27 protein-coding genes and 1 riboswitch are annotated in these 26,146 nt (G+C 43.2%); of the genes, 3 read left to right on the plus strand and 24 right to left on the minus strand.

Annotated features, from left to right (window positions below):
• Positions 1 to 317: ATP-binding cassette domain-containing protein (locus tag DW930_RS04645; protein WP_123159468.1), on the minus strand; the 317-nt coding region annotated here is incomplete at its 3' end.
• Positions 318 to 864: 547 nt separating this feature from the next.
• Between DW930_RS04645 and DW930_RS04650 the strand changes: the two genes are divergently transcribed.
• Positions 865 to 1,689 (plus strand): peptidylprolyl isomerase, encoded by an 825-nt coding sequence (locus tag DW930_RS04650; RefSeq protein WP_123159469.1) that lies wholly within the window; start codon positions 865 to 867, stop codon positions 1,687 to 1,689.
• Between the two features lie 34 nt (positions 1,690 to 1,723).
• Here the strand turns inward: DW930_RS04650 and DW930_RS04655 are convergent, their stop codons facing one another.
• From DW930_RS04655 to tmk, 8 genes are all read right to left on the minus strand, one after another.
• Positions 1,724 to 3,265 (minus strand): ABC-F family ATP-binding cassette domain-containing protein, encoded by a 1,542-nt coding sequence (locus tag DW930_RS04655; RefSeq protein WP_123159470.1) that lies wholly within the window; start codon positions 3,263 to 3,265, stop codon positions 1,724 to 1,726.
• A gap of 229 nt (positions 3,266 to 3,494) precedes the next feature.
• The gene (locus tag DW930_RS04660; RefSeq protein ID WP_023024018.1) at positions 3,495 to 3,848 is read right to left on the minus strand and encodes an arsenate reductase family protein; all 354 of its coding nucleotides are present in this window, start codon (positions 3,846 to 3,848) and stop codon (positions 3,495 to 3,497) included.
• A gap of 9 nt (positions 3,849 to 3,857) precedes the next feature.
• Complete coding sequence (locus DW930_RS04665; RefSeq protein ID WP_023027126.1) at positions 3,858 to 4,346, minus strand: methylated-DNA--[protein]-cysteine S-methyltransferase; 489 nt, start codon at positions 4,344 to 4,346, stop codon at positions 3,858 to 3,860.
• Positions 4,339 to 4,911, minus strand: coding sequence for a GNAT family N-acetyltransferase (locus DW930_RS04670; protein WP_023024022.1), 573 nt, complete (start codon positions 4,909 to 4,911; stop codon positions 4,339 to 4,341). Before DW930_RS04670 ends, DW930_RS04665 begins: the two co-directional genes overlap by 8 nt.
• Positions 4,901 to 5,785: a 16S rRNA (cytidine(1402)-2'-O)-methyltransferase gene (rsmI, locus tag DW930_RS04675; protein ID WP_123159471.1), complete on the minus strand. Its 885-nt coding sequence runs from the start codon at positions 5,783 to 5,785 to the stop codon at positions 4,901 to 4,903. The genes DW930_RS04670 and rsmI overlap by 11 nt, the downstream gene beginning before the upstream one ends.
• A 2-nt stretch (positions 5,786 to 5,787) precedes the next feature.
• Positions 5,788 to 6,108, minus strand: coding sequence for a DNA replication initiation control protein YabA (yabA, locus tag DW930_RS04680; RefSeq protein WP_023024026.1), 321 nt, complete (start codon positions 6,106 to 6,108; stop codon positions 5,788 to 5,790).
• Between the two features lie 4 nt (positions 6,109 to 6,112).
• On the minus strand, positions 6,113 to 7,012 hold the full coding sequence (locus DW930_RS04685; protein WP_123159472.1) for a DNA polymerase III subunit delta': 900 nt from the start codon (positions 7,010 to 7,012) through the stop codon (positions 6,113 to 6,115).
• On the minus strand, positions 7,009 to 7,647 hold the full coding sequence (gene tmk, locus DW930_RS04690; protein ID WP_123159473.1) for a dTMP kinase: 639 nt from the start codon (positions 7,645 to 7,647) through the stop codon (positions 7,009 to 7,011). Before tmk ends, DW930_RS04685 begins: the two co-directional genes overlap by 4 nt.
• 172 nt (positions 7,648 to 7,819) lie before the next feature.
• On the opposite strand from tmk, the gene DW930_RS04695 reads away from it, so the two are divergent.
• Positions 7,820 to 8,707 (plus strand): YitT family protein, encoded by an 888-nt coding sequence (locus DW930_RS04695; RefSeq protein ID WP_023024032.1) that lies wholly within the window; start codon positions 7,820 to 7,822, stop codon positions 8,705 to 8,707.
• 41 nt (positions 8,708 to 8,748) lie between these two features.
• Here the strand turns inward: DW930_RS04695 and DW930_RS04700 are convergent, their stop codons facing one another.
• From DW930_RS04700 to DW930_RS04760, 13 genes are all read right to left on the minus strand, one after another.
• A complete protein-coding gene (locus DW930_RS04700; protein WP_023024035.1) occupies positions 8,749 to 9,405 on the minus strand; it encodes a CBS domain-containing protein in 657 nt (218 codons plus the stop codon).
• Between the two features lie 295 nt (positions 9,406 to 9,700).
• Positions 9,701 to 10,411: an ABC transporter ATP-binding protein gene (locus tag DW930_RS04705; protein ID WP_003008277.1), complete on the minus strand. Its 711-nt coding sequence runs from the start codon at positions 10,409 to 10,411 to the stop codon at positions 9,701 to 9,703.
• Complete coding sequence (locus DW930_RS04710; RefSeq protein ID WP_023024036.1) at positions 10,411 to 11,175, minus strand: ABC transporter ATP-binding protein; 765 nt, start codon at positions 11,173 to 11,175, stop codon at positions 10,411 to 10,413. Before DW930_RS04710 ends, DW930_RS04705 begins: the two co-directional genes overlap by 1 nt.
• Positions 11,175 to 12,122 carry a branched-chain amino acid ABC transporter permease gene (locus DW930_RS04715; protein WP_023024038.1) on the minus strand — a complete coding sequence of 316 codons (948 nt, stop codon included), beginning with the start codon at positions 12,120 to 12,122 and terminating at the stop codon, positions 11,175 to 11,177. The genes DW930_RS04710 and DW930_RS04715 overlap by 1 nt, the downstream gene beginning before the upstream one ends.
• A 3-nt stretch (positions 12,123 to 12,125) precedes the next feature.
• Entirely contained in the window at positions 12,126 to 12,995 is an 870-nt protein-coding gene (locus tag DW930_RS04720; RefSeq protein WP_023024040.1) for a branched-chain amino acid ABC transporter permease, read from the minus strand.
• Between the two features lie 81 nt (positions 12,996 to 13,076).
• The gene (locus tag DW930_RS04725; protein ID WP_023024042.1) at positions 13,077 to 14,234 is read right to left on the minus strand and encodes an ABC transporter substrate-binding protein; all 1,158 of its coding nucleotides are present in this window, start codon (positions 14,232 to 14,234) and stop codon (positions 13,077 to 13,079) included.
• A 93-nt stretch (positions 14,235 to 14,327) separates the two neighbouring features.
• Positions 14,328 to 14,612 (minus strand): DUF2129 domain-containing protein, encoded by a 285-nt coding sequence (locus DW930_RS04730; RefSeq protein WP_023024043.1) that lies wholly within the window; start codon positions 14,610 to 14,612, stop codon positions 14,328 to 14,330.
• Positions 14,613 to 14,764: 152 nt separating this feature from the next.
• Positions 14,765 to 15,355: an ATP-dependent Clp protease proteolytic subunit gene (locus tag DW930_RS04735; RefSeq protein WP_023024046.1), complete on the minus strand. Its 591-nt coding sequence runs from the start codon at positions 15,353 to 15,355 to the stop codon at positions 14,765 to 14,767.
• A gap of 162 nt (positions 15,356 to 15,517) precedes the next feature.
• Entirely contained in the window at positions 15,518 to 16,147 is a 630-nt protein-coding gene (upp, locus tag DW930_RS04740) for a uracil phosphoribosyltransferase (RefSeq protein ID WP_023024048.1), read from the minus strand.
• Between the two features lie 100 nt (positions 16,148 to 16,247).
• The gene (gene mgtA / locus DW930_RS04745; protein ID WP_023024050.1) at positions 16,248 to 18,908 is read right to left on the minus strand and encodes a magnesium-translocating P-type ATPase; all 2,661 of its coding nucleotides are present in this window, start codon (positions 18,906 to 18,908) and stop codon (positions 16,248 to 16,250) included.
• A gap of 223 nt (positions 18,909 to 19,131) precedes the next feature.
• Positions 19,132 to 19,286: riboswitch (M-box (ykoK) riboswitch) on the minus strand.
• Positions 19,287 to 19,327: 41 nt separating this feature from the next.
• A complete protein-coding gene (locus DW930_RS04750; RefSeq protein WP_023024051.1) occupies positions 19,328 to 20,497 on the minus strand; it encodes a MalY/PatB family protein in 1,170 nt (389 codons plus the stop codon).
• A gap of 9 nt (positions 20,498 to 20,506) precedes the next feature.
• Entirely contained in the window at positions 20,507 to 21,601 is a 1,095-nt protein-coding gene (locus DW930_RS04755; RefSeq protein WP_123159474.1) for a cystathionine gamma-synthase, read from the minus strand.
• Between the two features lie 141 nt (positions 21,602 to 21,742).
• Positions 21,743 to 23,371 (minus strand): polysaccharide biosynthesis protein, encoded by a 1,629-nt coding sequence (locus DW930_RS04760; protein WP_123159475.1) that lies wholly within the window; start codon positions 23,369 to 23,371, stop codon positions 21,743 to 21,745.
• A gap of 86 nt (positions 23,372 to 23,457) precedes the next feature.
• Between DW930_RS04760 and DW930_RS04765 the strand changes: the two genes are divergently transcribed.
• The gene (locus DW930_RS04765) at positions 23,458 to 24,903 is read left to right on the plus strand and encodes a UDP-N-acetylmuramoyl-L-alanyl-D-glutamate--L-lysine ligase (RefSeq protein WP_123159476.1); all 1,446 of its coding nucleotides are present in this window, start codon (positions 23,458 to 23,460) and stop codon (positions 24,901 to 24,903) included.
• 33 nt (positions 24,904 to 24,936) lie between these two features.
• Here DW930_RS04765 and DW930_RS04770 read toward each other — a convergent pair whose 3' ends face one another.
• Together DW930_RS04770 and DW930_RS04775 are read right to left on the minus strand one after the other, a co-directional pair.
• Complete coding sequence (locus DW930_RS04770; protein ID WP_123159477.1) at positions 24,937 to 25,587, minus strand: DUF1803 domain-containing protein; 651 nt, start codon at positions 25,585 to 25,587, stop codon at positions 24,937 to 24,939.
• On the minus strand, positions 25,571 to 26,083 hold the full coding sequence (locus tag DW930_RS04775; protein ID WP_123159478.1) for a YiiX/YebB-like N1pC/P60 family cysteine hydrolase: 513 nt from the start codon (positions 26,081 to 26,083) through the stop codon (positions 25,571 to 25,573). The genes DW930_RS04770 and DW930_RS04775 overlap by 17 nt, the downstream gene beginning before the upstream one ends.
• Between the last annotated feature and the right edge of the window lie 63 nt (positions 26,084 to 26,146).

A 26,146-nucleotide genomic window follows, 5' to 3' on the forward strand; every position in this document is an offset into this window, starting at 1 on the left:
CGTTGTCCGAAGACTACTCCAATATCCTTGACATAATCCTGGCGATTATCCTGTGGAATCTTGCCATTAATCCGACAAAAACCAGATGTCGGTTTTAAAATCCCTGTCAGCATTTTAATGGTGGTCGACTTCCCAGCACCATTTGCCCCGATAAAACCTAGAATCTGCCCCTTGGGCACCTCTAAGGTCAAATCCTTGACCGCTTCAAAGGTCTGCTTTTCAGGATGAATAAAGGAACGCAACGCTCCCTTCAGCCCTGGTTCCTTGACTGTCTTCACAAAATTTTTCTGAAGATGTTCCACTTCTATCATTGCCATATCAATCTCCCTTTAGTAAGAAATCAACAAATCGCGTTTTTTAAACACAAAAAGCCAATTTCTCATCTCCTAAAATCTGCCTTCTTTATCACAGCAGAAGGCCGCAGTATGACTCTATTATAAAGCAATTAAAAAAGGAAACCAAGATTTTTTCTCGCAAAAGAGAAAATAGTATTGATACTTGAATAAACAAAAAAAGACAGACTCAGATTGAAGACAAAGCCCTTAGAACATAGATTTCAAATTCAGATTTTTGAATAGATAAAAAGACAAACCCAAAAAATGATGTTTGTCTTCGTTTTGAACCCCCTCATAGTTAAATGATACGATAAATAATTAAGGGGAATATTTCTTTTCCAAAATTTTTAAATAGTGTGTTTTCTTAAATTGACAGGATAATGTTAACAGAACAAAGAAATACCTTTCCATCATACCTTATTTTCCATAGGCCCGCAAGTTGAATATAGGCCCCTCCTATGACTAGATTTGAATCAAATGAAAAATTAAGGTACAATAGAGGATAGACTAATGTGTTGAAAGGATTAATATGAAAAAATTAATTGCCCTACTTGTATTTTCCGGTTTAGCTTTGGCAGGATGTGGCTCTCATCAATCAGATACAAAAACATCCTCTAGCTCGACTTCAGAAACTAAGCAAACGACTACTTCTAGTCAAGATGCTAGCGAACAAAAGAAATTAGAACAACTGCGCAAAGATTTTAACGATGCCATGACCAATGAAAATGCAGTCTTTCCTCAGCTCTCAAATGAAGTTGCTGAAGATGAAGCGGTCGTGAAAATCACTACGAGCCAAGGAGACATTACAGTCAAACTCTTTCCTAAATACGCCCCTTTAGCCGTTGAGAATTTCTTAACCCACGCTAAGGAAGGTTATTATGACGGCCTCCTCTTCCACCGTGTCATTAACAACTTTATGATCCAAACAGGAGACCCTAAAGGTGATGGTACGGGTGGGGAATCCATCTGGAAGGGCAAAGATAAATCTAAAGATTCAGGTACTGGTTTTGAGAATGAGTATTCTCCATATCTTTACAACCTTCGTGGAGCTCTAGCCATGGCCAATTCAGGTCCAAATACAAATGGTAGCCAATTCTACATCAACCAAAATAAGGCAGATATCTCCAGCAAGCTTCCAACAGACCGATTCCCAGCTAAAATCATCGAAGCCTATAAAAACGGAGGAAACCCTACTCTTGATGGTGGCAACTACACCGTCTTTGGACAAGTCATCGACGGCATGGATGTAGTTGACAAAATTGCCGAAGTTGAAACAGACGACAAAGACAAACCAAAAGAAGATGTCAAAATTGAAAAAATGGAAGTCGTTAAAGACTACAACTTTAAAAAATAAACAAAAAGAGAACCGCGAGGTTCTCTTTTTTTGTTTAAGTCAATTCATTAAAGTCCCAGATCTGGTCCATCCAGCCTTCATAGAAATCTGGCTCGTGACAAACCATCAGGATAGATCCCTTGTACTCTTTAAGAGCCCGTTTCAACTCTTCTTTGGCATCCACATCCAAGTGGTTGGTCGGCTCGTCTAGTACCAAGACATTGTTTTCACGGTTCATCAAGAGACAGAAGCGTACCTTGGCTTGCTCCCCACCGGATAGTACCTGAATTTGGCTCTCGATATGCTTGGTAGTCAAACCACAGCGGGCAAGAGCTGCACGAACTTCTGCTTGATTGAGAGCCGGAAAGGCATTCCAGACTGCCTCTAGCGGTGTCTGACGATTGCCCCCTTCGACCTCTTGCTCGAAGTAGCCAAGCTCAAGATAATCCCCGCGCTCGACTTCACCAGCAATTGGTGGAATAATCCCTAGCAAGCTCTTCAAGAGAGTGGTTTTCCCGATTCCGTTGGCTCCGATAATGGCTACCTTTTGATTGCGCTCGAAGGTCAAGTTCAAAGGCTTAGTCAAAGGACGATCATACCCGATTTGAAGGTCCTTGGCTTGGAAAATGAAGCGTCCAGGAGTTCGGGCATTTTTAAATTCAAAGGATGGTTTTGGTTTCTCACTTTGCAACTCAATGAGTTCCATCTTGTCAAGCTTCTTCTGACGAGACATGGCCATATTCCGTGTAGCCACACGCGCCTTATTACGCGCTACGAAATCTTTCAAATCAGCAATCTCTTTTTGCTGGCGCTCATAAGCCGCTTCCAATTGTGATTTCTTCATTTCATAGACTTCGAGGAATTGGTAATAGTCTCCAGAATAGCGGGTCAATTGTTGATTTTCTACATGGTAGACGATGTTGATCACATCATTCAAGAAAGGAATATCGTGGGAAATGAGGACAAAGGCATTTTCATAATTCTGCAAGTAGCGTTTAAGCCAATCGATGTGCTCTGCATCCAAGTAGTTGGTTGGCTCGTCCAAGAGAAGGATATCTGGTTTTTCAAGAAGGAGTTTCGCCAAGAGAACCTTGGTCCGTTGGCCACCTGAAAGGGCTGTTACATCCGTCTCCATCCCAAAATCCATAACGCCAAGAGCCCGTGCCACCTCATCAATCTTAGCATCCAAGGTATAGAAATCCCGACTCTCTAATCGATCCTGGAGTTCTCCGACCTCTTCCATGAGGGCATCCATATCCGCTCCATCTTCAGCCATTTCCATATAGAGGTCATTGATGCGAGCCTCTGCTTTAAAGAGTTCGTCGAAAGCCGTCCGTAAAACATCTCGCACTGTTTGCCCTTCTTTTAGGACAGCGTGTTGGTCCAGGTAACCAGCTGTCACATACTTAGACCACTCAACCTTTCCTTCGTCAGGCAACATCTTACCCGTCACGATGCTCATGAAGGTAGATTTCCCTTCACCATTGGCTCCGACTAATCCGATATGCTCTCCCTTTAACAAACGGAAGGACACATCCTCAAAAATAGCCCGGTCTCCAAAGCCGTGGCTTAAATTTTTTACCTCTAAAATACTCATGATTGACTCTCTTTCATTGATTTCACTCGTATGATTATATCATCTTCACAGCAAAATGGGAGTGGGAAAGAACTCTAACTGGTTAAAAAGAGTTCGTTTTCCCACCCCCGCACAGTTGATTAGGTCATCTTTGGAGCTTAAAAAGCGAACGAAGATACCAATCAACCACTGCGTTATACAGTTACGCCTATTAAACATCGAAAGCTGGACAATTTTTGCCCAGAATCTCTTACAAACCTAAGTCCGAGTATGGTTTCCGATAGCCCACTTGAACAACTTTCCCATCCTTCACTAATAGTGGGCGTTTGATCAGCATGCCATCGCTAGCTAAAAGGTCTGCCGCTTCTTTCACCGTCAGTTGGGCCACCTTGTCTTTCAAGCCCAATTCCCGATACTTCATCCCACTCGTATTAAAGAATGATTTGATTGGTAGAGAAGATTCCGTCATCCAGGTTTGCAATTGCTCACTGGTCGGGGTGTCTACCACGATATCTTGGCTATCAAACTCACAACCTAAACTCGTTAACTCCGATTTCGCCTTGCGGCAAGTCGAACATTTTGGGTATTCAATAAATGATAACATTTTTTCTCCTTATTCTTTCCAAGATATGGCCTCATGATTCAACAGCCAACGTTTGCGGTCTAATCCAGCCGCATAGCCAGTCAATTTATTCTCCATCCCCAGCACTCGGTGACATGGGATAAGGAGGATAAAGGGATTCCGTCCTACTGCTTGACCGATTGCTTGGGCCGATCTGCAAGACAGGGCTTGAGCAATCTCTCCGTAAGTCCGACTTTCCCCATAGGGAATCTGAGCTAGGTAGGTCCAAACTCTTTGTTGAAACTCTGTCCCTTGAGGAGACAGGGCAATGGGGATGGGAAGATCTTCCCCTAAAAAGTACTGATCCAGCCATTCAAAGACAGCTTCATGAAGAGGACGACACTTTTCTTCAATGTGATCAATCCCTTGCTCACAATTAGCTTGGTCACAAAACCAGATCCCAACTAAGCTTTCCTCATCCACCACAATAGATAGAGGTCCCAAGGGACTCTGATAGAGTCGCCGATAGAACCTAGTCATTTTGAGATTGCTCCGCACGGTAGTCCCATCGATCATCTTCGCTAATCACTTGGAAAAGGCTAGTTTCTGCCTTCCGTTTAATCTTCTGATAAGCGAGACGAACACCATCAATTGGTACCTTCCCACAGTAATGGAAGCCTAACTTCTCTAAAAGATGCTGCATGACCTTGTTGTCAGGATGGGTATCACAGCGAAAGTCTGGACCTTTCTCTCCTTCGATCAAACCTTGAAGGAAAGTTTGGGCTACGCCTCGACCTGCGGCTTCTTTGGCAACAGCGACTCGGTGGAAACTGATATAGAGATAGTTATCATGTTCCCATTTTCCATCATAAATGTCATTATAGGCAGCTTCATTTCCCTTGTGGAGAGCGGCATAGGCCACGACTTCTTGATTTTCTACAGCCACATAACCACGGCTCTCTAGGATATCCTCAAAAATAATTTCTTGATCCGGATAACCATCCTGCCATTGGTCCACTCCAGCTGCGGCTAAACTGTCCTTAGCATCTTGAATGATTTCCATAATCCGATTGATTTCATTGGGATAGGCCATTCTAATTTCCATCAGCTTCTCCTTTTTCTTCCTCTTGGTGGTAACGGGCATAAAGATCACTCTTTTGTAGCCCAAATTGTTTGGCAACCTGTTTGATTGCCTGGTTCTTTTTTATGCCAGACTGGACCAGAAGATCAATCTCTTGGATCAAATCCACTTCTTCTAGATTAGCTTCCTGCTCACTGGCCCCCTCCACAATCAAGAGACACTCTCCCTTCAGGGGATTTTCCTCTAGGTAAGCTACTAACTCCGCAATGGTCCCTCGCGTGTACTCTTCATAGATCTTGGTCAGTTCTCGGACTAGCACAACTGGACGGTCCCCATAAACTGCCAGCATATTTTGAAGCGTCGCACGTACCCGGTGCGGTGACTCATAAAAGATTTGGGTCTCAGGATAGTCTCGTTTCTCTTGGAAAAAAGCCTTTTGCTGCCCTTCCTTGCGTGGAAGAAAGCCATAAAAGATATGGGGCTGGGGTGCCAGGCCACTGGCAATTAGACCGGTAATGCCGGCACTCGGACCAGGAACTGCCACAACAGGGATCTCTCGCTCAATAGCCGCCTTGACCAGGTCGTGACCTGGATCCGAAATACTGGGCAGTCCTGCATCCGATACCTGGGCCAGGTCCTTTCCAGACTCTAAATGAGCTAGCAAATCAGGGATTTTCTCCATGGCATTGTGCTCATGAAAACTGGTTTGTGGTGTCGCAATCTCAAAATGCTTGAGCAAGAGTCCTGTATTGCGTGTATCTTCTGCTGCTATCAGATCCACCTCTTTTAGAGTTTGGATCATGCGGTAGCTCATGTCATCCCGATTGCCAATTGGGGTTGGCACTAAAAAGAGAGTCCCTGTCGCTCTATCCCCTTTAAAACTTCGTTGAATCTGCATACTTACTCCCTAAATAACAATTCATCACAGAAAATACACTCTTCATCGTTTTCACGGCGTTGACCATAGGAATCTGTACAAACATGAAATCCGTCATTGTAAATTCTTTGCAAATTTTCACGACCATTGCGATGGAATTTAGGAGAGCTGGTTTTCTCCACTTCTCCTAACCGTTCTCTCAATTTATCATTTTCAAGACGGAGAGCAGTGTTTTCCTCCACAATGAGTTTGAGATTTTTCTTAATGGCTTCAACCTCTGCTAATGTAACCAGCAATTCCTGGGAGAAGCCATCCAAAGCATCAAATAATTCTTTTTTATTCATCTCTTTACCTTCTATTTTTCAACTGCAGGACCATAAACTCAAGAGCATTTTGAAAACTCACATTACGTTCCCACATCTGTTTGGCTAAGACTAATTTTTCTAGATAGTCTCTTCCTAGGGACAGACTGATGGAGCGTGCAAAGAACACTTCCATCAAGCGAAAGGCTTGGGCCTGCTTTTCTTTATCATCCGTCTCTTGGACCAAGCGAGAGACCAGCAAGTAGACATGAGGATCTGCTTTTAGACAAGCTGTGACGAAACGCTCACACTCCCTCGCCAGATCGAAAAAGGAGGTATTCTGGGCGAGACTTTGGGCCTCATGAAAACCTTGGCTAAAGTTGGCTAACAGATCTGCTTGTTGGAGCAACAAACCTTCCTGAATGAGATACTCTTTTAGGAAATCTTGGTTTTTCGGGAAATGAACCTGCTGCGCCCGGCTTTTAATAGTCGGGAGAACCAACTGCTCATCTGCTGTCAGCAGAAAGATATGTACTTCACTCTGAGGTTCTTCAATCACTTTTAGGAGAGAATTGGCCGCATTGACGTGCATCCGGTCTGCATCGCAAATGATAAAGACTTGCTTAGATCCTTCATAGCCTGACTGAGAAAAATTCTGGATCAACTCTCGGATCCGATCTGTCTTAATGATGTGATTGACCGGTCGTACAACTGTTACATCTGAGAATTCATCCTCTTCAATCAAGCGACAAGCCCGACAAGTCCCACAGGGCCAGACACCCTTCTTATCCGTACAAAAAAGACTTTGGGACAAGAGCTGGGCCATCTCAAAACTGCCAAAATCACCTGTAAAGAGATAGGCGTGGCTCAATCGTCCCTGTTCTAAAACAGCTTGGAAGCGATCTACTAACTGAGGTTGAAGTTTTTGCACTTGTTCTAACTTCATTCACTGATCTCCAAGACTTCTTTGAGTAGAATCCAAGTATCCTCGACCACCTTGTCAAAACTTTGACTGGCATCAATTTTCACCACACGTTGCGGTTCTTTTTCGAGGATGGCCAGATAGCCTTGACGGACTTTCTGATGAAGACTGAGGCCTTCTAAATCCAAGCGATTGACTTCACGACTAGCACTCTTAGCAATTCGAGCCAATCCTTCTTCTACATCAATGTCAAAATAGAAGGTCCGGTTTGGCTTGAGACCATCGGTCGCAAACTGGTTTAACCATTCAATATCCGCTACTGCTAATCCACGGCCAAAACCTTGATAAGCTACCGAACTGTCGATAAACCGGTCCATAATGACTAGCTTCCCTGCTTCCAAAGCTGGAAGGACGCGTTCTGCCAAGTGTTGGCGACGACTGGCGATATAAAGAAGCAATTCTGTCTTAGGATCCATTTCCGTATGGGATGGATCAAGAATAACTTCGCGTATTTTTTCTGCTATTCCTACGCCACCTGGTTCCCGCGTGGTAATATAGGCAATCCCTGCCTTTTCCAAGCGTGGTAACAAGGCTTCTAAAACGGAGGATTTCCCTGCTCCTTCTGGGCCTTCAATTGAAATTAATGTTCCCTGTTTCATTCTCTTATCTTAACTTTCTATACTCATTTCTCTAACATGCATCACTTCTATTTATTTTACCAAAAATAGGGGTAAAAATCCTGTCCGAATTCGTGAAAATTGATGAAAATTATTTCCTATTTTTCATTTTTTTTGGTAAAATGTATGGTGAAAAACGATTAGGAGAACGAGCATGTTTAAGGCAAAAAATATTCTAGCTATTATTTTTGGGGCTGGCATTTTTTCTTTTGGAATCTTCTTTCTAGTAATTCCATTTCACTTTTATGAAGGAGGGGCTACAGGGATTACCCTGATTACTTACTACCTCTTTAAAATTCCCGTTTCGGTCATGAACTTGGCCATCAATATCCCCCTCTTTTTTCTGGCTTGGAAATTACTGGGCCTCCGCTCTCTCTACCTGAGTTTGATAGGAACCTTCTCTGTTTCTTCTTGGATGGCTATTTTCGAGATGATTCCTGGGAGTCATCATCTCCAGAATGCGATTTACACTGCTTTAGATGGCGATATTCTCCTAGCCTGCATCGGATCAGGGGTTATCCTTGGAACTGGACTAGGGATCATCTTCAACGCAGGCGGTACAACAGGTGGAACCGATATCGTCGCTCGTATCTTTAACAAGTATACGACACTTTCTATGGGACGCCTGATGTTGATTGTGGATGCCATCGTCTTGACAACTGTTTTGATTGTCTTTAAGGACTTCCGAATTGCGGCCTATACCCTCCTCTTTATCCTGATTGACACCGTCGTCATTGATATCGTCGGTGAAGGAGGTTTTGCAGGAAAAGGGTTCCTCGTGGTTACTTCCAAACCGGATGAAATTGCTAAACAAATCACGACTGATTTGGGTCGAGGGGTCACATTCATGAACGGTATGGGCTATTATAGCCAACAAGAAATGAAGATCGTCTACTGCGTCGTCTCTCGGAACGAAATGAAACAAATGAAAGATTTGATTAATAAAATTGATCCATTCGCCTTCATTACCATTACAGAAGCCCACGAAATACTGGGAGAAGGATTTACCTTGGATACCAACAAGCAACCCATTGCTCGCTAAGACAAATAAAGAGCCTGAGAGATTCTCAGGCTCTTTTATTATTAGAAGGCTTTTGCAGATGTGCGACTAATTTCGTCCACACGGATACCATTTTCTTCAAACTTCTTCTTGATGGCTTCAGTATCGGTAATCCCATCAATCTGAACTTCGATGACGACATGATCATCTTTGGTTGGGATATTGACTGTATTGGCAATATTGTATCCTTCTTCTACAATTAAATGAATGATTTGCTCTAGGACCCCAACCTTGTCTTCTGTCACGAAACGAACCCGCACTCCTTCTTCTCCATAACCGGATACTTCAAGGAAGGCACGGAAAACATCACGGTCTGTAATCACACCAGAAACTTGATCATTGTCCACGACTGGAAGAATGCCGACCTTGTTCTTATACATGAGGTAGGTCGCATCTTCTAGGCTAGCAAATTTCGAGACAGTGATCACGTCTCGGAGCATGACGTCCTTAACTTTGGTTTTGTTGAGTAGGTAATTCATTTCAAAAATGGAAAGACTGGTCGCTTTTGATGGACTAGCTTCTGCAATGGTACCTTCTGTCACCAAGCCGACCAATTTGTCATTTTCAATAACTGGCAAACGGTGCAAACCTTGTTCCCGCATCAAATCTGCCGCATGGGCAATGGTAGTCTCAGGACTAATGTACACTACTTTACGGGTCATAAAATCTTTAACAGCCATAATCATTCTCCTATGCTTTTATTAGTTTTATTATACTTGATTTTATGTTTGATTTCAAACGCTTTCAGCAGTTTTCTCTTGTTTTCAAAATTCAGAATTGCCTAATAATCCTTGCATTCTCCCCATTGAAAACTAGATTTTTCCAATCGAAGCGAAACCATTTTTAAAGAGGCTGGGACAAAAGTCCTAGCCTCTCAATTGTCTTTGGAGTATGGAGCAAGACGCAGTGGTTGAGTGGGACGACGAAATCGAATTCTAACGAATTACCGATTTCTGTCCCACTCCCTTAATCTATTTATCCACCAAGGTAGGCCTTGCGGACTTCTTCTGAGGCTAAGAGTTCTTTTCCTGTTCCGGACAGAACGACTTTCCCTGTTTCCAAAACATAACCGCGGTCTGCGATGGCAAGAGCCTTGTTGGCATTTTGCTCAATCAAGAGAACGGTTGTACCTTGTTTTTGAATATCTTGGATGATATCAAAGATTTCCTGGATAAAGATAGGTGCCAATCCCATGGAAGGTTCATCCAGAAGCAAGAGTTTTGGCGTCGACATGAGGGCACGACCCATTGCAAGCATTTGTTGTTCCCCACCAGATAGGGTAGCTGCATCTTGGTTCTTCCGTTCTTCCAAACGTGGGAAACGTGAGAAGACCTTCTTCAAGTTCGCTTGATTTTCTTCTCGATCCTTCTTCAAGAAAGCTCCCATTTCCAAGTTTTCCATAACGGTCAAGCCTGGAAAGACGTGGCGGCCTTCTGGAACTTGAGAGAGCCCAGCAGCTACAATTTTTTGAGCCGGAACCTTTTGAATCTCCTGACCCAAAAACTCGATTTTCCCAGCACTTGGACGCACCAAACCTGAAATGGTACGAAGAATAGATGTTTTCCCAGCGCCATTGGCACCGATCAAGGAAACAACTTCCCCTTCATTGACTTCGAAACTGACATCACGGACAGCCTGGATCATGCCATAGTGTACAGAAAGATTTTCAACTTTTAACATAGACATTAGGCTTCACCTCCTAGATATGCTTCGATTACACGTTTGTTGGACTTGATTTCATCTGGCGTACCATGGGCAATCAAGCGACCATATTCCAATACATAAATCCGCTCTGTTACTTCCATGACCAAACTCATATCGTGCTCGATCAGCATGATCGTAATATTAAATTCTTTTTGAATGCGACGGATCAGTTGGGTTAATTCTGCGGTTTCTTGAGGGTTCATCCCTGCAGCAGGCTCATCCAAGAAGAGGATTTTTGGCTCTGTAGCAAGGGCACGAACGATCTCTAAGTGACGTTGTTGACCGTAAGCTAAGTTTTTGGCCAAGGTAGCTGCTTCTTTTTCCAAACCAAATATCGCTAACAATTCGAGGGCTTTTGCTTTCAATGCTTCTTCATTTTTGTAATAGCTTGGCAAACGGAAAAGACTAGCAAAAACATGTGGTTTGTGGTGATTGGCAAAGGCAATCAAGACATTGTCCAAAACACTCAAATCTTTAAAGAGACGGATATTTTGGAAGGTCCGTCCAAGACCACCAGCAGCGATTTTATAAGGGGCTTTCCCGTTTAAAAGGTGCCCATCTAAAGTAATGGTCCCTTCACTTGGCTCATACACTCCTGTTAGGAGGTTGAAGAGGGTTGTTTTACCGGCACCGTTGGGTCCAATCAAACCAACCAATTCCCCTTCATTGAGTTCCATGGTCACATCCCCAACGGCTGTCAAACCACCAAAGTTTTTTGTTAAATTTTTTACTTCAAGAAGTGCCATTAGTTAGCCTCCTTTTTTGAGAGTAGTTTTTTCAAGCTAAATTCCCATGTTCCAAGAAGACCACCTGGGCGGAAGATCATTACGAGAATCAAGGCTAATGAGTAAATGATCATACGGATGCTTGAGAAGTCTTGAAGCACCATGTTCAAAATCCCCAAGACGATGGCTGCCACAACTGTTCCTGACATCGATCCCAAACCACCGAAAACGACAATGATCAAGACATTAATGGTATTGGTGAAAGAGTAATCTTTCGGAACAACAGAACCGATAAAGCCGGCTTGAAGAGATCCAGCAATCGCCGCTGTGATCGCACCAAATACAAAGGCAATGACTTTAACTTTGGTCGTATTGATCCCAACAGATTCTGCGGCGATTTCATCTTCACGAACAGAAAGGGTAGAACGCCCAATTGGACTGCGTAAGAAGTTGATGGTAAAAATAGTCGTAATGACAACAAATATGTATACCAATTGCCAGGTTGTAAAAGCTGGTAAACCAAGGATCCCCGCGGCACCATTTGTTAGAGTACCACCATTGACGATCAAGATCCGGATGATTTCTGAAACCCCAAGTGTTGCAATCGCCAGATAATCTCCTTTCAACCGAAGGGTTGGTACCCCAACGATCAAGGCAACGATACCAGCGATCAAGGCTCCTAAAACCATAGCGCCAAAAAAAGCGCCGTAGGTTGGTGATTTAGAACCGAGAATAGCTGCAGAATAGGCACCAATCGCCATAAATCCAGCGTGTCCGAGCGAGAATTGACCTGAAAAACCAACGATGAGGTTCAAACCAACCGCAAGAATGATATTAATCCCGATTTGTTCCAAAATTTGGATATAGAAGAGGTTGAGGACACCTGCTGCAACCAAGACTTGGATCAAGGCAAAACCTGCTACCAAAAGACCAAGCCAGACTAAATTCACTTTTAAATTTTGTTTCATGGCTTACACCTTCTCTTTCACATTTTTACCGAGGATACCTGCAGGACGGATGAGCAAGATCACAATCAAGATGGCATACACAATGGCATCACGGAAATCTGAGAGACCGATCGCTGTAGCGAAGGTTTCCAACAAACCGATGACAAATCCACCTAGAGCCGCACCTGGGATGATTCCGATTCCTCCAAGAACGGCTGCGACAAAGGCTTTGATCCCTGGTGTCATCCCCATCAAAGGTTCGATCGAGTTGTAGTACAAACCGATCAAGACACCACCAGCACCCGCTAAGGCTGATCCCAAAGCAAAGGTAAAGCTGATGGTCCGGTTGACGTTAATCCCCATCAATTGAGCAGCATCGCTATCAACGGAAACGGCACGCATGGCTTTCCCCATCTTTGTCTTTTGGATAATAAATTGAAGAGCAACCATCAAGAAAATAGACACTCCTAAAATCATCAATTGAATGTTGGAGATTGAAATAGGACCAAAGTTGTAACGAACAATTTCAATGACTTGCGGGAAGGAACGGGTATTGGCCCCTACAAAGAAGACCATCCCATATTCGAGCAAGAAGGAAACCCCGATGGCTGTGATCAAGGCTGCAATCCGAGTTGAATGACGAAGCGGACGATAAGCCAGGTATTCAATCACAACCCCTAAAATAGCTGTCCCAACCATCGCCAGAAGCAAGGCTACAAAGAAGTTAACTTTCAATGAGTTCAATAAGAAATATCCCATAAAGGCACCTACCATGTAGATATCCCCATGGGCAAAGTTGATCAATTTGATAATTCCATACACCATGGTATAACCAAGGGCTAAGAGTGCATAGACACTTCCCAAGATTAGACCGTTCACTAATTGCTGGAGCATTTGAACCATCCTTTCTAACAATAAAGAGCGAGGCCAGGAATTTTCATTCTCCCAGCCTCTTGTACAAACAACAAATGATAATTAAGGTTTAACCGACTCAACTGACTCAACTTTACCATCTTTTAAGCCAATCATAAGTGCAGATTTAACCGGATTATGGTCTTTGTCAATAGACATTGTACCAGTAACACCTTCCAAGTCTTTCAACTTCGCAAGGTTGTCTTTCAATTCAACAGAGTTCTTAGCACCTTTAGATGCTTCTGCAATCATGTAAACTGAATCATATGCCAAAGCCGCAAACATTGAAGGTTCTTCGTTGTATTTCGCTTTATAAGCTTCTACGAATTTCTTGGCTTTATCAGTCATTTCACCTTCAGTAGAGAATCCAGCTACGTAGTAGATATCTGTAGCTGCAGCAGGTGTTGCTTGTTCAACGAATTTCGCATCACTAAATCCATCACCACCGATGATTGGTTGTTTGATTCCCATACCACGTGCTTGGTTTACGATTTTACCAGTTTCAGTGTAGTACCCTGGAAGAACAATCGCGTCGAAGTCTTTATCTTTGATTTTTGTAAGGGCAGCTTGGAAGTCTGTATCCTTAGATTGGAAAGTTTCTGTCGCTACGATTTCACCTTTATAAGATTTCTTAAAGGCTTCAGCAATCCCTTTCGCATAGTCAGATGAGTTATCATAGTAAAGAACAACTTTCTTCGCTTTCAAGTTCTCAGTTGTGTATTTTGAAATGATTTGTCCTTGGAAGCTATCGATGAAGGTTGCACGGAAAAGGTAATCTTGACCTTTTGTCAAATTATCTTGTGTTGCAGATGGGGTTACCAATGGAACACCTGCTTTACCAGCATTCGCAACCGCTGCGGCAGTGGCACCTGAAGTTGCAGGTCCTACAAGAGCGTTCACTTTTGATTGAGTGACAAGATTTGTAGTGATTGTAGCTGCTTCAGCTGTTTCAGATTTGTTATCTTTGTCTGTGACAACAATCTTCTTACCATCGGCTCCACCATTAGCATTGATTTCATCAACGGCCAATTGAGCACCTTTTTGTTCAGCACTACCATATGCTGCTACTTCACCAGTTTTTTCAAAGTTAAAACCGATTTTTAGTTCTTTGCCGATTTCGTTACCAGTTGTGTTTGAACCTGAAGTTGAAACTTCACCACAGGCAGCAAGAAGAGCGACACTTGCAATTGTTAAAAATGAAAGAGCAAATTTATTCTTCATTTGTAATAATCTCCTTAAATAATTCTTTAAATAAATAGATATTAAGAATATACCGAATTATCTGAAAATTGTCAATATAAAAAACGCAATCCTTTAAATGATTGCGTTTTCTCCTTGTGTTTCATCCTTTTGACGATGCAAACTTCCCACAAAATCACGATCCAATTCTTGAATATGGCAAATTTGTACCTTCTTTACAAAGCGTTCTTTTTTTAATTGCTGCACGATTTCAAGGACTTGAGGACTATCGACATAGACCTGTACATAGCGCATTTTTTTGGAATGATAGATCACATCCCCAATTCCCTGTAATTTCTTTGCATCTCGATTATAATACAATTTTACAATTAAGCCTGTTCTAGCTTGCTTCTCAAACATATACAATCCCTTTCTGCTTCTGTTACAAGTATAGCAAATTTTAGGTAAAAATTCTATCTTTTTCTAGAAAGACTAAAAAAGAGGCTGGGACAAAAGTCCTAGCCTCTCAATTATCTTTGGATTGTCGAGCAAGACGCAGTGGTTGAGTTTCCTTATCCAAGATTGTTGTTGGCCATGATTTCATCGATGAAACCATAAGCTAAGGTTTCTTCTGCAGTCATCCAATTATCCCGTTCTGCATCAGCATGGATTTTCTTGATGGTTTGACCTGAATTCTCTGCCAAGATTTTTTCCAATCTGTGACGTGTTTTCAACAAGTGTTCTGCAGCAATCGCCATATCTGTTTGTTGGGTACCGCCACCAGTACCACCCATTGGTTGGTGGATCATGTACTCAGCATTTGGCAACATGAAACGTTTGCCTTTGGCACCACTTGATGCAATCACAGTTCCCATTGAAGCAGCCATCCCCATAACAATAGTTTGGACGTCTGATTTGATAAAGTTCATGGTATCGACGATAGCCAACCCTGCAGAGACAGAGCCTCCTGGCGTATTGATATACATATAGATATCTTTGGTATTATCTTGGGCATCCAAGAAGAGCAATTGGGCAATAATCGAATTGGCCATTTGATCTTCTACCGGTCCTGTTACCATGATAATACGGTCTTTTAATAAGCGGGAATAGATGTCGTACGAGCGTTCGCCACGACTGGTTTGTTCAATAACTACTGGAATCATTCATTCATCTCCTTTTATCCATTATAACCGGCACCACCTCATGAGTTTCATCCGGTTGATTCGAGAGGCTAACTCTCCTTCCAATCTTTATAAAAGCTATTATATCCCATTGGTCAACAAAGGTCAATTTTTTACTTTCCCAAAGAAGGATTGGATAGGCGCTTATTTGGTACCAAACAAGCGGTCCCCAGCATCTCCAAGGCCTGGAACAATGTAGCCATGATCATTCAAGTGGTCGTCGAGGGCTGCTGTAAAGATATCAACATCTGGATGAGCTTCTTGAAGAGCTTTCACCCCTTCAGGTGCTGCCACCAAGCAGACAAACTTGATGTGGCTAGCTCCACGTTTTTTCAAAGAATCAATCGCAAGAATAGCTGATCCACCAGTTGCAAGCATTGGATCTACTACAAAGATGCGACGTTGATCAATATCTTCTGGCAATTTCACCAAGTATTCAACTGGCTTCAAGGTTTCTTCATCGCGGTACATCCCGATATGCCCAACTTTGGCAGCCGGTACCAAACTCAAGAGCCCATCTACCATCCCGATTCCTGCACGAAGGATTGGGACAATTGCTAGTTTTTTACCAGCAATTTGTTTTTGAACCGTTTTTGTGATAGGTGTTTCGATTTCTACATCTTCAAGAGGAAGTTCGCGCAACACCTCGTAGCCCATCAACATAGCAATTTCATCAACTAATTCACGAAAAGCCTTTGTAGAGGTATCAGTCCGACGCAAAATAGACAATTTATGCTGAATAAGTGGATGTTTAATAACTTCAAGTTTTCCCATTGTGGTTCCTTCTTTCTCTATATTCATCTTATTATATCAAAAAGGAAGAAAAAGGCCTACAAATATGCAAACCTTTTCTTTTCTTATTTTAATAGCTATCTTATAGCCACTCCTTGTACTTACCAATATAATAGTGTTTGACCAGGGTGACGCTTGCCATATAAAGGAAGAGAATCCCCGCTAGTAATAGGAAATAGAGAGCATTCAGTGGCGCTACTTTTAACAAGGAAGCCAATGGGCCATATGGTAAGAAGGTAACCAAGAGCGCGCCCAATAGGGTCGTTGCCATGACAGCAAAAGCTGGTCGACTTTGAACAAAGGGCAATTTTGGAGAACGAAGCATGTAGATGACCATGGTTTGGGACCACATGGACTCGATAAACCAGCCTGTTTGAAATAGCATAATGAAGAGTCCTGCACTATCTGCACCATGGACATAGCCATATCCCGTAATCATTGGTACGATAACAAAGTAGAGAATGATAAAGGTCAGGATGTCAAAGACAGAGGAAATAGGTCCGAACCAGGCCATAAAGCGGGTAATGGATTTTGCTTCCCAGATTCTTGGTTTCTTCAAAAAGTCCTTATCCACCCGGTCGAAAGGCAAGGCGATACAGGAAAGGTCGTAAACCAAGTTCAAAACGATGAGATGGATAGGGGCCATCGGAAGGAAAGGAAGGAAAATACTGGCAAAGAGAAGAGAGAAGATATTCCCAAAGTTGGAAGAAACGGTCATCTTGATGTACTTGGTCATGTTGGCATAGACTTTGCGTCCTTCTACCAAGCCTTTTTCAAGGACCATCAAGTCCTTATCCAGAAGGATAACATCTGCTGTTTCTTTAGCAATATCAACGGCTGTATCAACCGAGATCCCCACATCTGCCACCTTCATGGATGGAGCATCGTTGATACCATCTCCCATATAGCCGACCTTGTGGCCATTTGCTTTGAGTTGAAGGATAATGCGTGCTTTTTGATCCGGAGACAATTTTGCAAAGACGGTAGTGGTTTCGACTGCCTGGGCCAACTCTGGATCAGAAAGACTGTCAATATCGCTACCCAGCAAAATGCGGTCCACATCCAGACCCACCTTTTCACAGACAGCTTGGGTCACTTTTTCATTGTCACCCGTAAGGATTTTCGTGGCAACTCCGTATTCAGCAAGGATATTGATGGCTGGTGCTGCAGATGGTTTTGGTGGGTCCAAGAAAGCAAGATAGCCCGTCAAGATCATATCCGCTTCATCCGCTACTTCAAAGGCATAGCCTTCCTCAAGGTTTGATTTGTAGCTGACACCTAGCACGCGTAAACCTTGCTCATTAAGCTGAGCTACTTCTGCCAAGACTTCTTCTCGCACTTGGTCTGTTAGGGGAATAATCTCATCCTTGTATTCTACATAACGAGACACTGCTAACATTTCTTCCAAGGCTCCCTTGGTGACCATGCTCACAAGGCCTTGCTCATCCTTGACGATGACACTCATCCGCCGGCGTTCAAAGTCAAAAGGCAGTTCATCAATCTTTTGGAAGCTTTGATCTAAACCTCTGACGATTTCATGTTTCTTAGCTTCTCGTTCTGTCCGACTGATAATGGCCCGGTCCATCAAATTTTTAAGACCCGTTTGGAAGTAAGAGTTGAGATAGGCCCGACGAAGGACGGACAAATCAAGCTCCCCATGAATATCAAGGGGGTATTCGAGTACAATCTCATCTTGAGTCAAGGTTCCCGTCTTATCCGTACAGAGGATATCGATAGCCCCTAGGTCTTGGATGGCGTTGAGCTTTTTGATGACCACTTTTTCTTTGGCCATGATAATGGAGCCCTTGGCCAAGCTAGCAGTGATAATCATCGGAAGCATTTCCGGAGTCAAGCCTACCCCCACACTGAGGGCAAAGACGCCCGCTTCTAGCCAGTCCCCATCTGTCAAGCCATTGATAAAGAAGACAATGGGCACCATCACCATCATCAGTCGAATCAACAACCAAGAGATGGTGTTCATTTCTCGTTCAAAAGAGGTTGGTTCATCGTAGGTATTGATGGTTTGTTCAATCGCTCCCATCATGGTTTCATCCCCAACCACTAAAACTAAGGCTGTTGCTCGACCTGAGATAACGTTGGTCCCCATGAAAGCCAGACTCTCACTCTCTAGGAGACTGTCTAGATTTTGGCTAGTCGCCTTTTTTAAACAAACTTTTTCGACAGCATCACTCTCACCAGTCAAGCCGGATTGTTGAACGAAAAAGTCTCGTGAATCTAGTAAGACCACATCTGCTGGAATCATATCACCTGCACTCAGTTTGATCAAGTCGCCCACAACGATTTCATCGATAGGGATTTCTGCTTCCTTGCCTTCTCGAATCACCGTTGCTGTATTGACAATCATTCGAGAGAGGTTACTAGCAGCCTTGTCACTTCGCAATTCTTGGACAAAGCGAATCCCTCCAGAGAGGAGAACGAGAACGACAATAATGAGAGAAGTCGTTGGGTCTTCCTCTCCTGGTTTGGCTAACCAAACATTGGTCACCAGAGAAACAAGGGCAATGAGAAGCAGGATGACTGTGAAGGGATTAATGATGGATTCAACAATCCGTTTCCAGATAGAGCTTTCCTGTCCCTTTGTGAGGACATTTTCTCCATAGCTATCCCGGTTCTCCTCTACTTGGTCTTCCGTCAAGCCAGACCAGCTAGATTGATAGGTTGCTAAGGTTTTTGTTTCTGCATCTTGTAATGCAGCAATGAGTCTTTCTTTTGTTGTTTGCATTGGAATCTCCTTTTAAATCAGGAGCCAAACGCTTATAGAGTCCCGATGACACAAATCAGCGATTGGCTGGCTATGTGCGGTTCGGGATGATCATCGATTTGTATCATAGTGCTCTCCTTCTCTACTTGATAGGTGAGAGGCTTCTTAAGCATAAGAAAAGAGCCCTCCCCTTTTACAGGTAGGACTCATTAAACTCGTCGTTTATTTTTTAATAAAAATTCTCAAAAAATAGACCGTCCAAGCTTTAGCTCCGCAAGGCAATGAAATGAGCTTAGTCTTGACCTTTGCGATCAGGACTGTTGACCAACGAGTAGTGTCTCCACTGCTTTGCGGTAGTCATCCGTATCCTTGTGGTAGCCTCACCTACCGTTATTCCCCTTGAGTATACTCCTCCCCTATAGAAAAGTCAACCCTTAAAATCAACCTTTTTTAGGAAAATTTGTTACGATCCGATCGACAATCTCTTGGACTAGGGTTTTCGGAGCTGCCACATTCAAACGGGCATGTTGCTTCCCTTCTACTCCAAAGTCTGTCCCTTTATTGAGGATGACCTTGGCCTGGTCATGAAGTCGAGCATGGAGTTCTTCCTCTGACAAACCGTAGGCAGAAAAATCAAGCCAGAGTAGATAGGTCCCTTGCGGTTTCATTACACCAATATCTGTCTGCTCACGCAAAACTTCTACAGTGTAATCGATATTTTCTTCCAAGACTTCCTTTAAGTCCTCTAACCAAGCCTTTCCATTCTGATAGGCTACTTCGGTGGCTATAAAGCCAAGGGCAGAAATTTCATGTTGATTGTTTCGCAACTGCTGAGCTTGGAAGGATTTTCTTAGTGCATCATTTTCGATGATGGCATAGGAATTTTTTGTCCCTGCGATGTTGAAGGTTTTGGTCGCACTCGATAAGACAAGGGTGAAATCCTTAAAGCTTGGATCTACCGTATTAAAACATACGTGTCGATTTCCAAATAGCGCCAAGTCTTGGTGAATTTCATCTGAAACAAGCAAGACCCCATATTTTTGACAAAGGCGACCAATCTTTTCTAGGACTTCTCGTTCCCAGACGCGACCGCCTGGGTTATGAGGATTGCACAGGATGTAGAGCTTGACTTGGTGCTCCACAAAGTCTTTTTCCAATTGCTCAAAATCAATTTGGAAGAGTCCATCCACTTCTACTAAGGAATTGGTCACTAATTTGCGTTGATTGAGGCGGACGCTACGGGCAAAGGGTGGATAAACTGGCGTATTGATGAGAACAGCCTCGCCTTCCTTGGTGAAAGCCTGAATAGCCGTTGAAATAGAGGGAACAACTCCTTCCATAAAGACAATCGCTTCCTTCTCAAACACATATCCATGTTCTGTCTTTTCCCATTCTTGAACAGCTCGGTAAAGTTCCTCACTAGGATAGGTATAGCCGTAGACTAATTGATCCGCGTAATCTCGAATGGCTTGTCGAACCGCAGGCAAGGATTCAAAATCCATATCTGCAATCCAAGCAGGAAGAAGTTCTGGATCTTGCTCTGACTCCTTCCACTTGCTAGTATGATGCCCCAAACGATTAGGGACAGTCAAAAATTGTTCTTTTCCCATGATGGACTCCTATCTAGCCAATGCTTGTTCTAAATCCTCAATCAAATCCCGTGCATCTTCAATTCCGATGGAAAGGCGAAGCAAGTCATCCGTTAACCCATAGGAATGACGAACCTCTGCAGGAATATCTGCGTGGGTCTGTGTTGTTGGGTAGGTAATCAAACTCTCCACTCCACCCAAGCTTTCTGCAAAGGTAAAGACCTGCAAGTGGTTGAGAATGGTTGGAATTTTTTCTTGGTGGCTTACTTTAAAGGAAACCATGCCTCCCTTGCCAGTATACAAGACTTCCTTAACAGCTGGATGCCCCTTCAAGAACTCTACTACCTTCTGCGCATTTTCAGTGGAGCGCTCCATACGAAGAGCCAAGGTTTTTAAACCACGAATCAATTGGTAGCTGTCAAAAGGAGAGAGAACAGCTCCTGTTGTGTTGAGATTATAAAAGAGTTGCTCATAGAGGGCTTCATCATCAGTCACAACAACACCAGCCAAAACGTCATTATGCCCCGCTAGATACTTGGTCGCTGAGTGGAGGACGATATCTGCTCCTTCTTCAATTGGACGTTGATAGATAGGACTATAGAAGGTATTGTCTACAATCACTTTTGCCCCTTTTTCATGAGCTAAGGCAGCTAGTTTCTGGATATCAAACTCTAGCATGAGCGGGTTAGTAGGCGTTTCAATATAGAGGATATCCACTTCCTCTTTCAATCCCTCTATCAATTCTGCTTCTGAATTTGCATAGGTAAAGAAAAAGCGTCCTTCTTGTTCCTTCTGGTTGAACCAGCGGAAAGAGCCTCCATAAAGATCCCGTACTGCCAAGACCTTGCTTCCCACAGGAAAAATACTAAAAGCTAAGACAATAGCAGACATACCTGAGCTCGTCACCAAGGCATGCTTTGCACTCTCAATGGCTGCCAAGGTCTTTTCAGCGTTTACCCGAGTCGGATTCTTGGTACGAATATAGTCAAAACCAGTAGATTGACCAAACTCTGGATGCTGGTAAGTGGTTGAAAAATGAAGCGGAGTAATCAAAGCCCCCGTTGCTGGATCCGACTTGATACCCGCTTGAGCTAGGATGGTGTTAATATTTTTTTTGTGACTCATACAAACCTCCAATGGACGTAAATTCAATTGTCTCTATTGTATCACTTCTTTAGAGGATTCGGTTTTTCCTTTTTCAAGAGCTAGATATAGCTTCAAACTATAATGAAAAAAAGAGGTGGGTACGGACCCAACCTCTACTGGTTATGAAATATGAAATTTATTTCGAAGACTAGCCGCCTTGCTACCGATGAAGCGATCTAAGAAACGAAGACGAAGACCGAGGCCACCATAAACGATGATCCCCACACCGCCAATCACAGCTACATAGATCATACTCGTCACTCGACCGTTAGGTTTAAAGACAAAACCAAGAATCAAGGCTGAAAGTAAAACTACTAATAGCATGATGAAGGTTAAAATAGCCGTCAATAAGCTCCGTTTAAAGACAGTCTTTCGATTAAATTTAGTTACGACATGGATTTCTTTATACATGAGGACGATTGGAATCATTAAACCAATCGTAGTAGAAAGAAGAGGGCCATAGGCTTTAAAGAAATAGATGAAAGGCACTTGTAGAATCAGTTTCACCAACACTCCATAGCCAAAGTAAAGAATCGCCTTCCGATTTTGGAAAAGAGCCTGGATCATAGGAGAAAGTACCGTATACAAGCCTAAAATAATAGTCTGTAGCATCGCTAGGATAAAGAGTCCCAAAGCGAGGGAATCTGGTTTCCCGTAAAAGACAGTATAAAGCGGCTCTGCAATGGCTACTGCTCCAATCGTCGCTGGAAGCAAGAAAGCTACTAACATGGTCAAATTATCTTGAACCAGCTTACCCGCAGCCCGGAAATCTCCCTTGACATAGTTCTCTGTAAGAAGAGGAATCCCCACTCCTCCAATAGAGGTCGCTACCGCAATCAAAATCATGGTGATTTTATTTGGATTTGCTGAAAAGTAGCTGAACTGAACCAAAAGCTCTGAACGACTGAAGTTGGTAAACCAAGACATAACATTGCTATAGGTCATCTGGTCGATAATTTGGAAGAGCTGGATGGCTGATCCTGTTACAATGAACGGAATCGCTTCACGAATGGTATCCCACAAGAGAGCCTTAGTATCGATCTCATTATCAGACTCTGGTCGATGGATAATGTGCTGTAGAAGTCCTGTTTTCCAGAGGTAATAGACGAGGACAAGAAGACTCGCTCCCATCCCAATAAAGGCTGCAAAAGTGGACTGGGTCACGGCTTCAACGTAATCACCTGAGCCGACCTTCATAATGAAGTAGGCTGTCAAAAGCATCCAGATAACCCGAATCACTTGCTCAGCAATTTGACTGATGGCATAAGGTTTCAGATTGTTATGACCTTGGAAGAAGCCTCGAATAACACTCATGGAAGGGAAAATCAAGACTGCCCAAGACAGGCTCTGCATGACAGGGATTAAGTCCTTCCCACCTCCAGACAAGTTTGCAAATACTGGAGAAAGCAAATACATGATAATGGCAAAAACCAAGCCCAATAAAGACATGAACTTAAGGAAACCACGAATCATGGCAAAACTATGTTCTTCTTGACCCTTTGTATTGTACTTGGCCACTTGCTTAGCAACCGCTACAGGAACTCCTGCTGTTGAAATCAGCAAAAACCAAGCGTAGATATTGTAGCCCATGGTAAAGAGACCGTTTGCCTCTGCACCATGTTTGCCCATCCAGATATACCAAGGGATGATATAGGCCGCTCCTAAGAGACGACTAATGAAATTACTGGCTGTTAACCAGACAGTTCCACGGAGCATTTGGGCCTGTTGATTACTTGTTTCGTTACTCATATGTTTCCTCTATTTTATAGTCTTCTTTCATTATAAACTTTTCCTTTACACTTGTAAAATAAGGGCTTTCAGTTTAAAATAGGATTATGATGAAGATAGAAACTGTACTAAACATTTTAAAAGAGGATCACAACTTTCGTGAGATCCTACAAGACGGAGAATACCACTATTCTGCAAGTGGTGTTTCTTTTAATCAAATTAGCTACGATAGTCGAAAGGTCAACTCCGAGACCCTCTTTTTTGTGAAGGGGGCAAATTTCAAGAAGGAATTTTTGGAGCAAGCGATCGAGCAAGGTTTACAGTGGTATGTCGCTGAGCAGGACTTTGAGGTCAGCATCCCGGCCATTATCGTTACGGACATTAAACAGGCTATGAGCTTGCTTGCCATGGAATTCTATGGCCACCCTGAGCGCCAGCTAAAACTCTTGGCTTTTACAGGGACCAAAGGCAAAACCACTTCTGCTTACTATGCCTACAAGATTCTTGAGCAAGGCCACCGTCCGGCTATGCTATCCACTATGAATACAACTTTGGATGGCAAGACCTTCTTCAAATCAACCTTGACTACCCCAGAAAGTATCGATCTCTTTGAAATGATGGCCCAGGCAGTTGCCAATGATCGGACCCACCTGATTATGGAGGTCTCTAGTCAGGCCTATCTAGTCAAACGTGTATACGGTCTTACTTTTGATGTTGGTGTTTTCCTCAACATCAGCCCAGACCATATCGGACCGATTGAGCATCCAAGCTTCGAAGACTACTTCTACCATAAACGTCTCTTAATGGAAAATAGCCGTGCTGTTGTCGTCAATAGCGATATGGATCATTTTAACATTCTTGAGGAGCAGGTGGCTGAGCAAGACCACGACTTCTACGGTAGTCAATCGACCAACCAAGTCCACAACTCAAAAGCCTTTAGCTTTTCTGTCACTGGTAAGCTAGCAGGGGATTATGATACCCAGCTCATCGGTCGCTTCAACCAAGAAAATGCTGTGGCTGCAGGTTTAGCTTGCCTTCGTCTAGGAGCGAGTCTTGAAGACATCAAAAAGGGGATTGCCAAAACCCGTGTTCCTGGCCGGATGGAAGTCTTGACTCAAAAGAATGGGGCAAAAGTTTTTATTGACTATGCCCATAATGGAGATAGCTTGAAAAAACTGCTCTCTGTTGTTGAAACCCATCAGACAGGGACGATTTCACTGGTCCTTGGTTCAACTGGGAATAAAGGAGAGAGTCGCCGCAAGGACTTTGGCTTGCTCTTAGAAGACCATCCTGAGATCCAAGTCTTCCTCACAGCGGATGACCCCAACCATGAAGATCCTTTGGCTATCGCTGAAGAGATTAGCAGTTTCATCACGCGCCCTGTCGAAAAAATCGCAGATCGTGAAGAAGCCATTCAACTGGCGATGGCAACTACCAGCAAGCCTGAAGATGCGGTCATTATTGCCGGAAAAGGAGCTGACTGCTACCAAATCGTCAATGGCGTAAAAGAAGAATATCCAGGTGATGCTGCCATTGCTGAACGTTACCTCTAATCAAATAAGGCTAGGAAAATTTCCTAGCCTTTTCTAGTGTTTCAAAAATATCAGTCTTTCCTTGTCCAAGTCCACTGCTAATTCATATTTCCCTTCATCATTTTTTCGGATATAGCCTAAGACCTCTAAACTATCGACAAAGATGTCTCTGCGCTTTTGCTGGACTTCATCTTTTTTGAGGAACTTGAGCAAAAAGCTGGTCATATACTTGAGTGCATATTCGGGATTGACATCTCCCAAGATGGCATAGAGTTTCTCTTGACCCTCCGTCAAAGGGTATTGGTGTTTCACCTTGTAAAAGTAATTGGACAGTGTCTGTGCCTTTCGCTCGAAGTCTGTCTCTTCTATGAGAATCGCTGCATTGGTCGTGTTGCGAAGTTCCGTTTGGAAGACCTTGGCTTTCAGTTCCTGATCAAGTTCACTATCTTCTCGGACAAAGATCTCTTGATCCAAGTTGACTGCTTCAGAAGATTCCAAGAAAGGTAGGCTGAGGGTGTAGCGTTTATTTTCTCGAAGAATGAAGCCCGCTTTGATATATTCTTCCATCAGCTTGTCCACCGGCTGATCTGGAAATTGGGCCTTGATTTGCCGCAGGATCACATCATTCTGCTGATCCAGATAGTTGATCAAATCCTTAAAAAAAGGCTGACGTGTCAAACGTGTGGGATTAATGATTGTAATCATCCGTATATCTTTCTTTAAACTGTAGACGGGGAGACTGGGCTAACTGACTGGGATTAGTACCAGGCTGATTCAGAGGTACAGCTAATCCTAGTTCTTTATAGTAATCTCTCCAGAAATCACTAATCTGCTGCTCATCATCTCCAAACTTCATGGGAATGGTTTCAAAGATAGGAAGTAATTCAGCGATGAACTGGGAACAGTAATAACCAACTCCATCTGGATAAAAGGACGCATTGTAGGGAGACCCTAAAAGGTTTTCTGCCCGCTTTTTGACTTCTTCGTGATCAATCGCCGCATAGCGATAAAGGTCATAGACTTTTCCAGCTTCAAAGAAGTCCTCAGAGGCCTGGGCAAGGACGCCACCTTCCACTGTAGCATGAAAGACCTGTCCGTCCAAAAAGATAGCCACGTGACTGTAGTTACCTGTCGAAGCCTGGATGGCCTGCCCCATTTCCGTATTTTCTCTCACAAAAATCAAATCACCATTTTCTAACATACTTCTCTCCTAGCAAAAAAGGAGTCGAAACTCCTTTTTTATAATGGGTTTCCCCATTTATCA

Origin of the sequence: Streptococcus sp. AM43-2AT (assembly GCF_003603405.1) — a bacterium.
Lineage (GTDB): Bacteria > Bacillota > Bacilli > Lactobacillales > Streptococcaceae > Streptococcus > Streptococcus ilei.

What these genes read in the sequence shown, in the direction of transcription:
- DW930_RS04650 (WP_123159469.1), top strand. Translation starts at nt 865, where the DNA reads ATGAAAAAATTAATTGCCCTACTTGTATTTTCCGGTTTAGCTTTGGCA.
- DW930_RS04655 (WP_123159470.1), bottom strand. Translation starts at nt 3,265, where the DNA reads ATGAGTATTTTAGAGGTAAAAAATTTAAGCCACGGCTTTGGAGACCGG.
- DW930_RS04660 (WP_023024018.1), bottom strand. Translation starts at nt 3,848, where the DNA reads ATGTTATCATTTATTGAATACCCAAAATGTTCGACTTGCCGCAAGGCG.
- DW930_RS04665 (WP_023027126.1), bottom strand. Translation starts at nt 4,346, where the DNA reads ATGACTAGGTTCTATCGGCGACTCTATCAGAGTCCCTTGGGACCTCTA.
- DW930_RS04670 (WP_023024022.1), bottom strand. Translation starts at nt 4,911, where the DNA reads ATGGAAATTAGAATGGCCTATCCCAATGAAATCAATCGGATTATGGAA.
- rsmI (WP_123159471.1), bottom strand. Translation starts at nt 5,785, where the DNA reads ATGCAGATTCAACGAAGTTTTAAAGGGGATAGAGCGACAGGGACTCTC.
- yabA (WP_023024026.1), bottom strand. Translation starts at nt 6,108, where the DNA reads ATGAATAAAAAAGAATTATTTGATGCTTTGGATGGCTTCTCCCAGGAA.
- DW930_RS04685 (WP_123159472.1), bottom strand. Translation starts at nt 7,012, where the DNA reads ATGAAGTTAGAACAAGTGCAAAAACTTCAACCTCAGTTAGTAGATCGC.
- tmk (WP_123159473.1), bottom strand. Translation starts at nt 7,647, where the DNA reads ATGAAACAGGGAACATTAATTTCAATTGAAGGCCCAGAAGGAGCAGGG.
- DW930_RS04695 (WP_023024032.1), top strand. Translation starts at nt 7,820, where the DNA reads ATGTTTAAGGCAAAAAATATTCTAGCTATTATTTTTGGGGCTGGCATT.
- DW930_RS04700 (WP_023024035.1), bottom strand. Translation starts at nt 9,405, where the DNA reads ATGGCTGTTAAAGATTTTATGACCCGTAAAGTAGTGTACATTAGTCCT.
- DW930_RS04705 (WP_003008277.1), bottom strand. Translation starts at nt 10,411, where the DNA reads ATGTCTATGTTAAAAGTTGAAAATCTTTCTGTACACTATGGCATGATC.
- DW930_RS04710 (WP_023024036.1), bottom strand. Translation starts at nt 11,175, where the DNA reads ATGGCACTTCTTGAAGTAAAAAATTTAACAAAAAACTTTGGTGGTTTG.
- DW930_RS04715 (WP_023024038.1), bottom strand. Translation starts at nt 12,122, where the DNA reads ATGAAACAAAATTTAAAAGTGAATTTAGTCTGGCTTGGTCTTTTGGTA.
- DW930_RS04720 (WP_023024040.1), bottom strand. Translation starts at nt 12,995, where the DNA reads ATGCTCCAGCAATTAGTGAACGGTCTAATCTTGGGAAGTGTCTATGCA.
- DW930_RS04725 (WP_023024042.1), bottom strand. Translation starts at nt 14,234, where the DNA reads ATGAAGAATAAATTTGCTCTTTCATTTTTAACAATTGCAAGTGTCGCT.
- DW930_RS04730 (WP_023024043.1), bottom strand. Translation starts at nt 14,612, where the DNA reads ATGTTTGAGAAGCAAGCTAGAACAGGCTTAATTGTAAAATTGTATTAT.
- DW930_RS04735 (WP_023024046.1), bottom strand. Translation starts at nt 15,355, where the DNA reads ATGATTCCAGTAGTTATTGAACAAACCAGTCGTGGCGAACGCTCGTAC.
- upp (WP_023024048.1), bottom strand. Translation starts at nt 16,147, where the DNA reads ATGGGAAAACTTGAAGTTATTAAACATCCACTTATTCAGCATAAATTG.
- mgtA (WP_023024050.1), bottom strand. Translation starts at nt 18,908, where the DNA reads ATGCAAACAACAAAAGAAAGACTCATTGCTGCATTACAAGATGCAGAA.
- DW930_RS04750 (WP_023024051.1), bottom strand. Translation starts at nt 20,497, where the DNA reads ATGGGAAAAGAACAATTTTTGACTGTCCCTAATCGTTTGGGGCATCAT.
- DW930_RS04755 (WP_123159474.1), bottom strand. Translation starts at nt 21,601, where the DNA reads ATGAGTCACAAAAAAAATATTAACACCATCCTAGCTCAAGCGGGTATC.
- DW930_RS04760 (WP_123159475.1), bottom strand. Translation starts at nt 23,371, where the DNA reads ATGAGTAACGAAACAAGTAATCAACAGGCCCAAATGCTCCGTGGAACT.
- DW930_RS04765 (WP_123159476.1), top strand. Translation starts at nt 23,458, where the DNA reads ATGATGAAGATAGAAACTGTACTAAACATTTTAAAAGAGGATCACAAC.
- DW930_RS04770 (WP_123159477.1), bottom strand. Translation starts at nt 25,587, where the DNA reads ATGATTACAATCATTAATCCCACACGTTTGACACGTCAGCCTTTTTTT.
- DW930_RS04775 (WP_123159478.1), bottom strand. Translation starts at nt 26,083, where the DNA reads ATGTTAGAAAATGGTGATTTGATTTTTGTGAGAGAAAATACGGAAATG.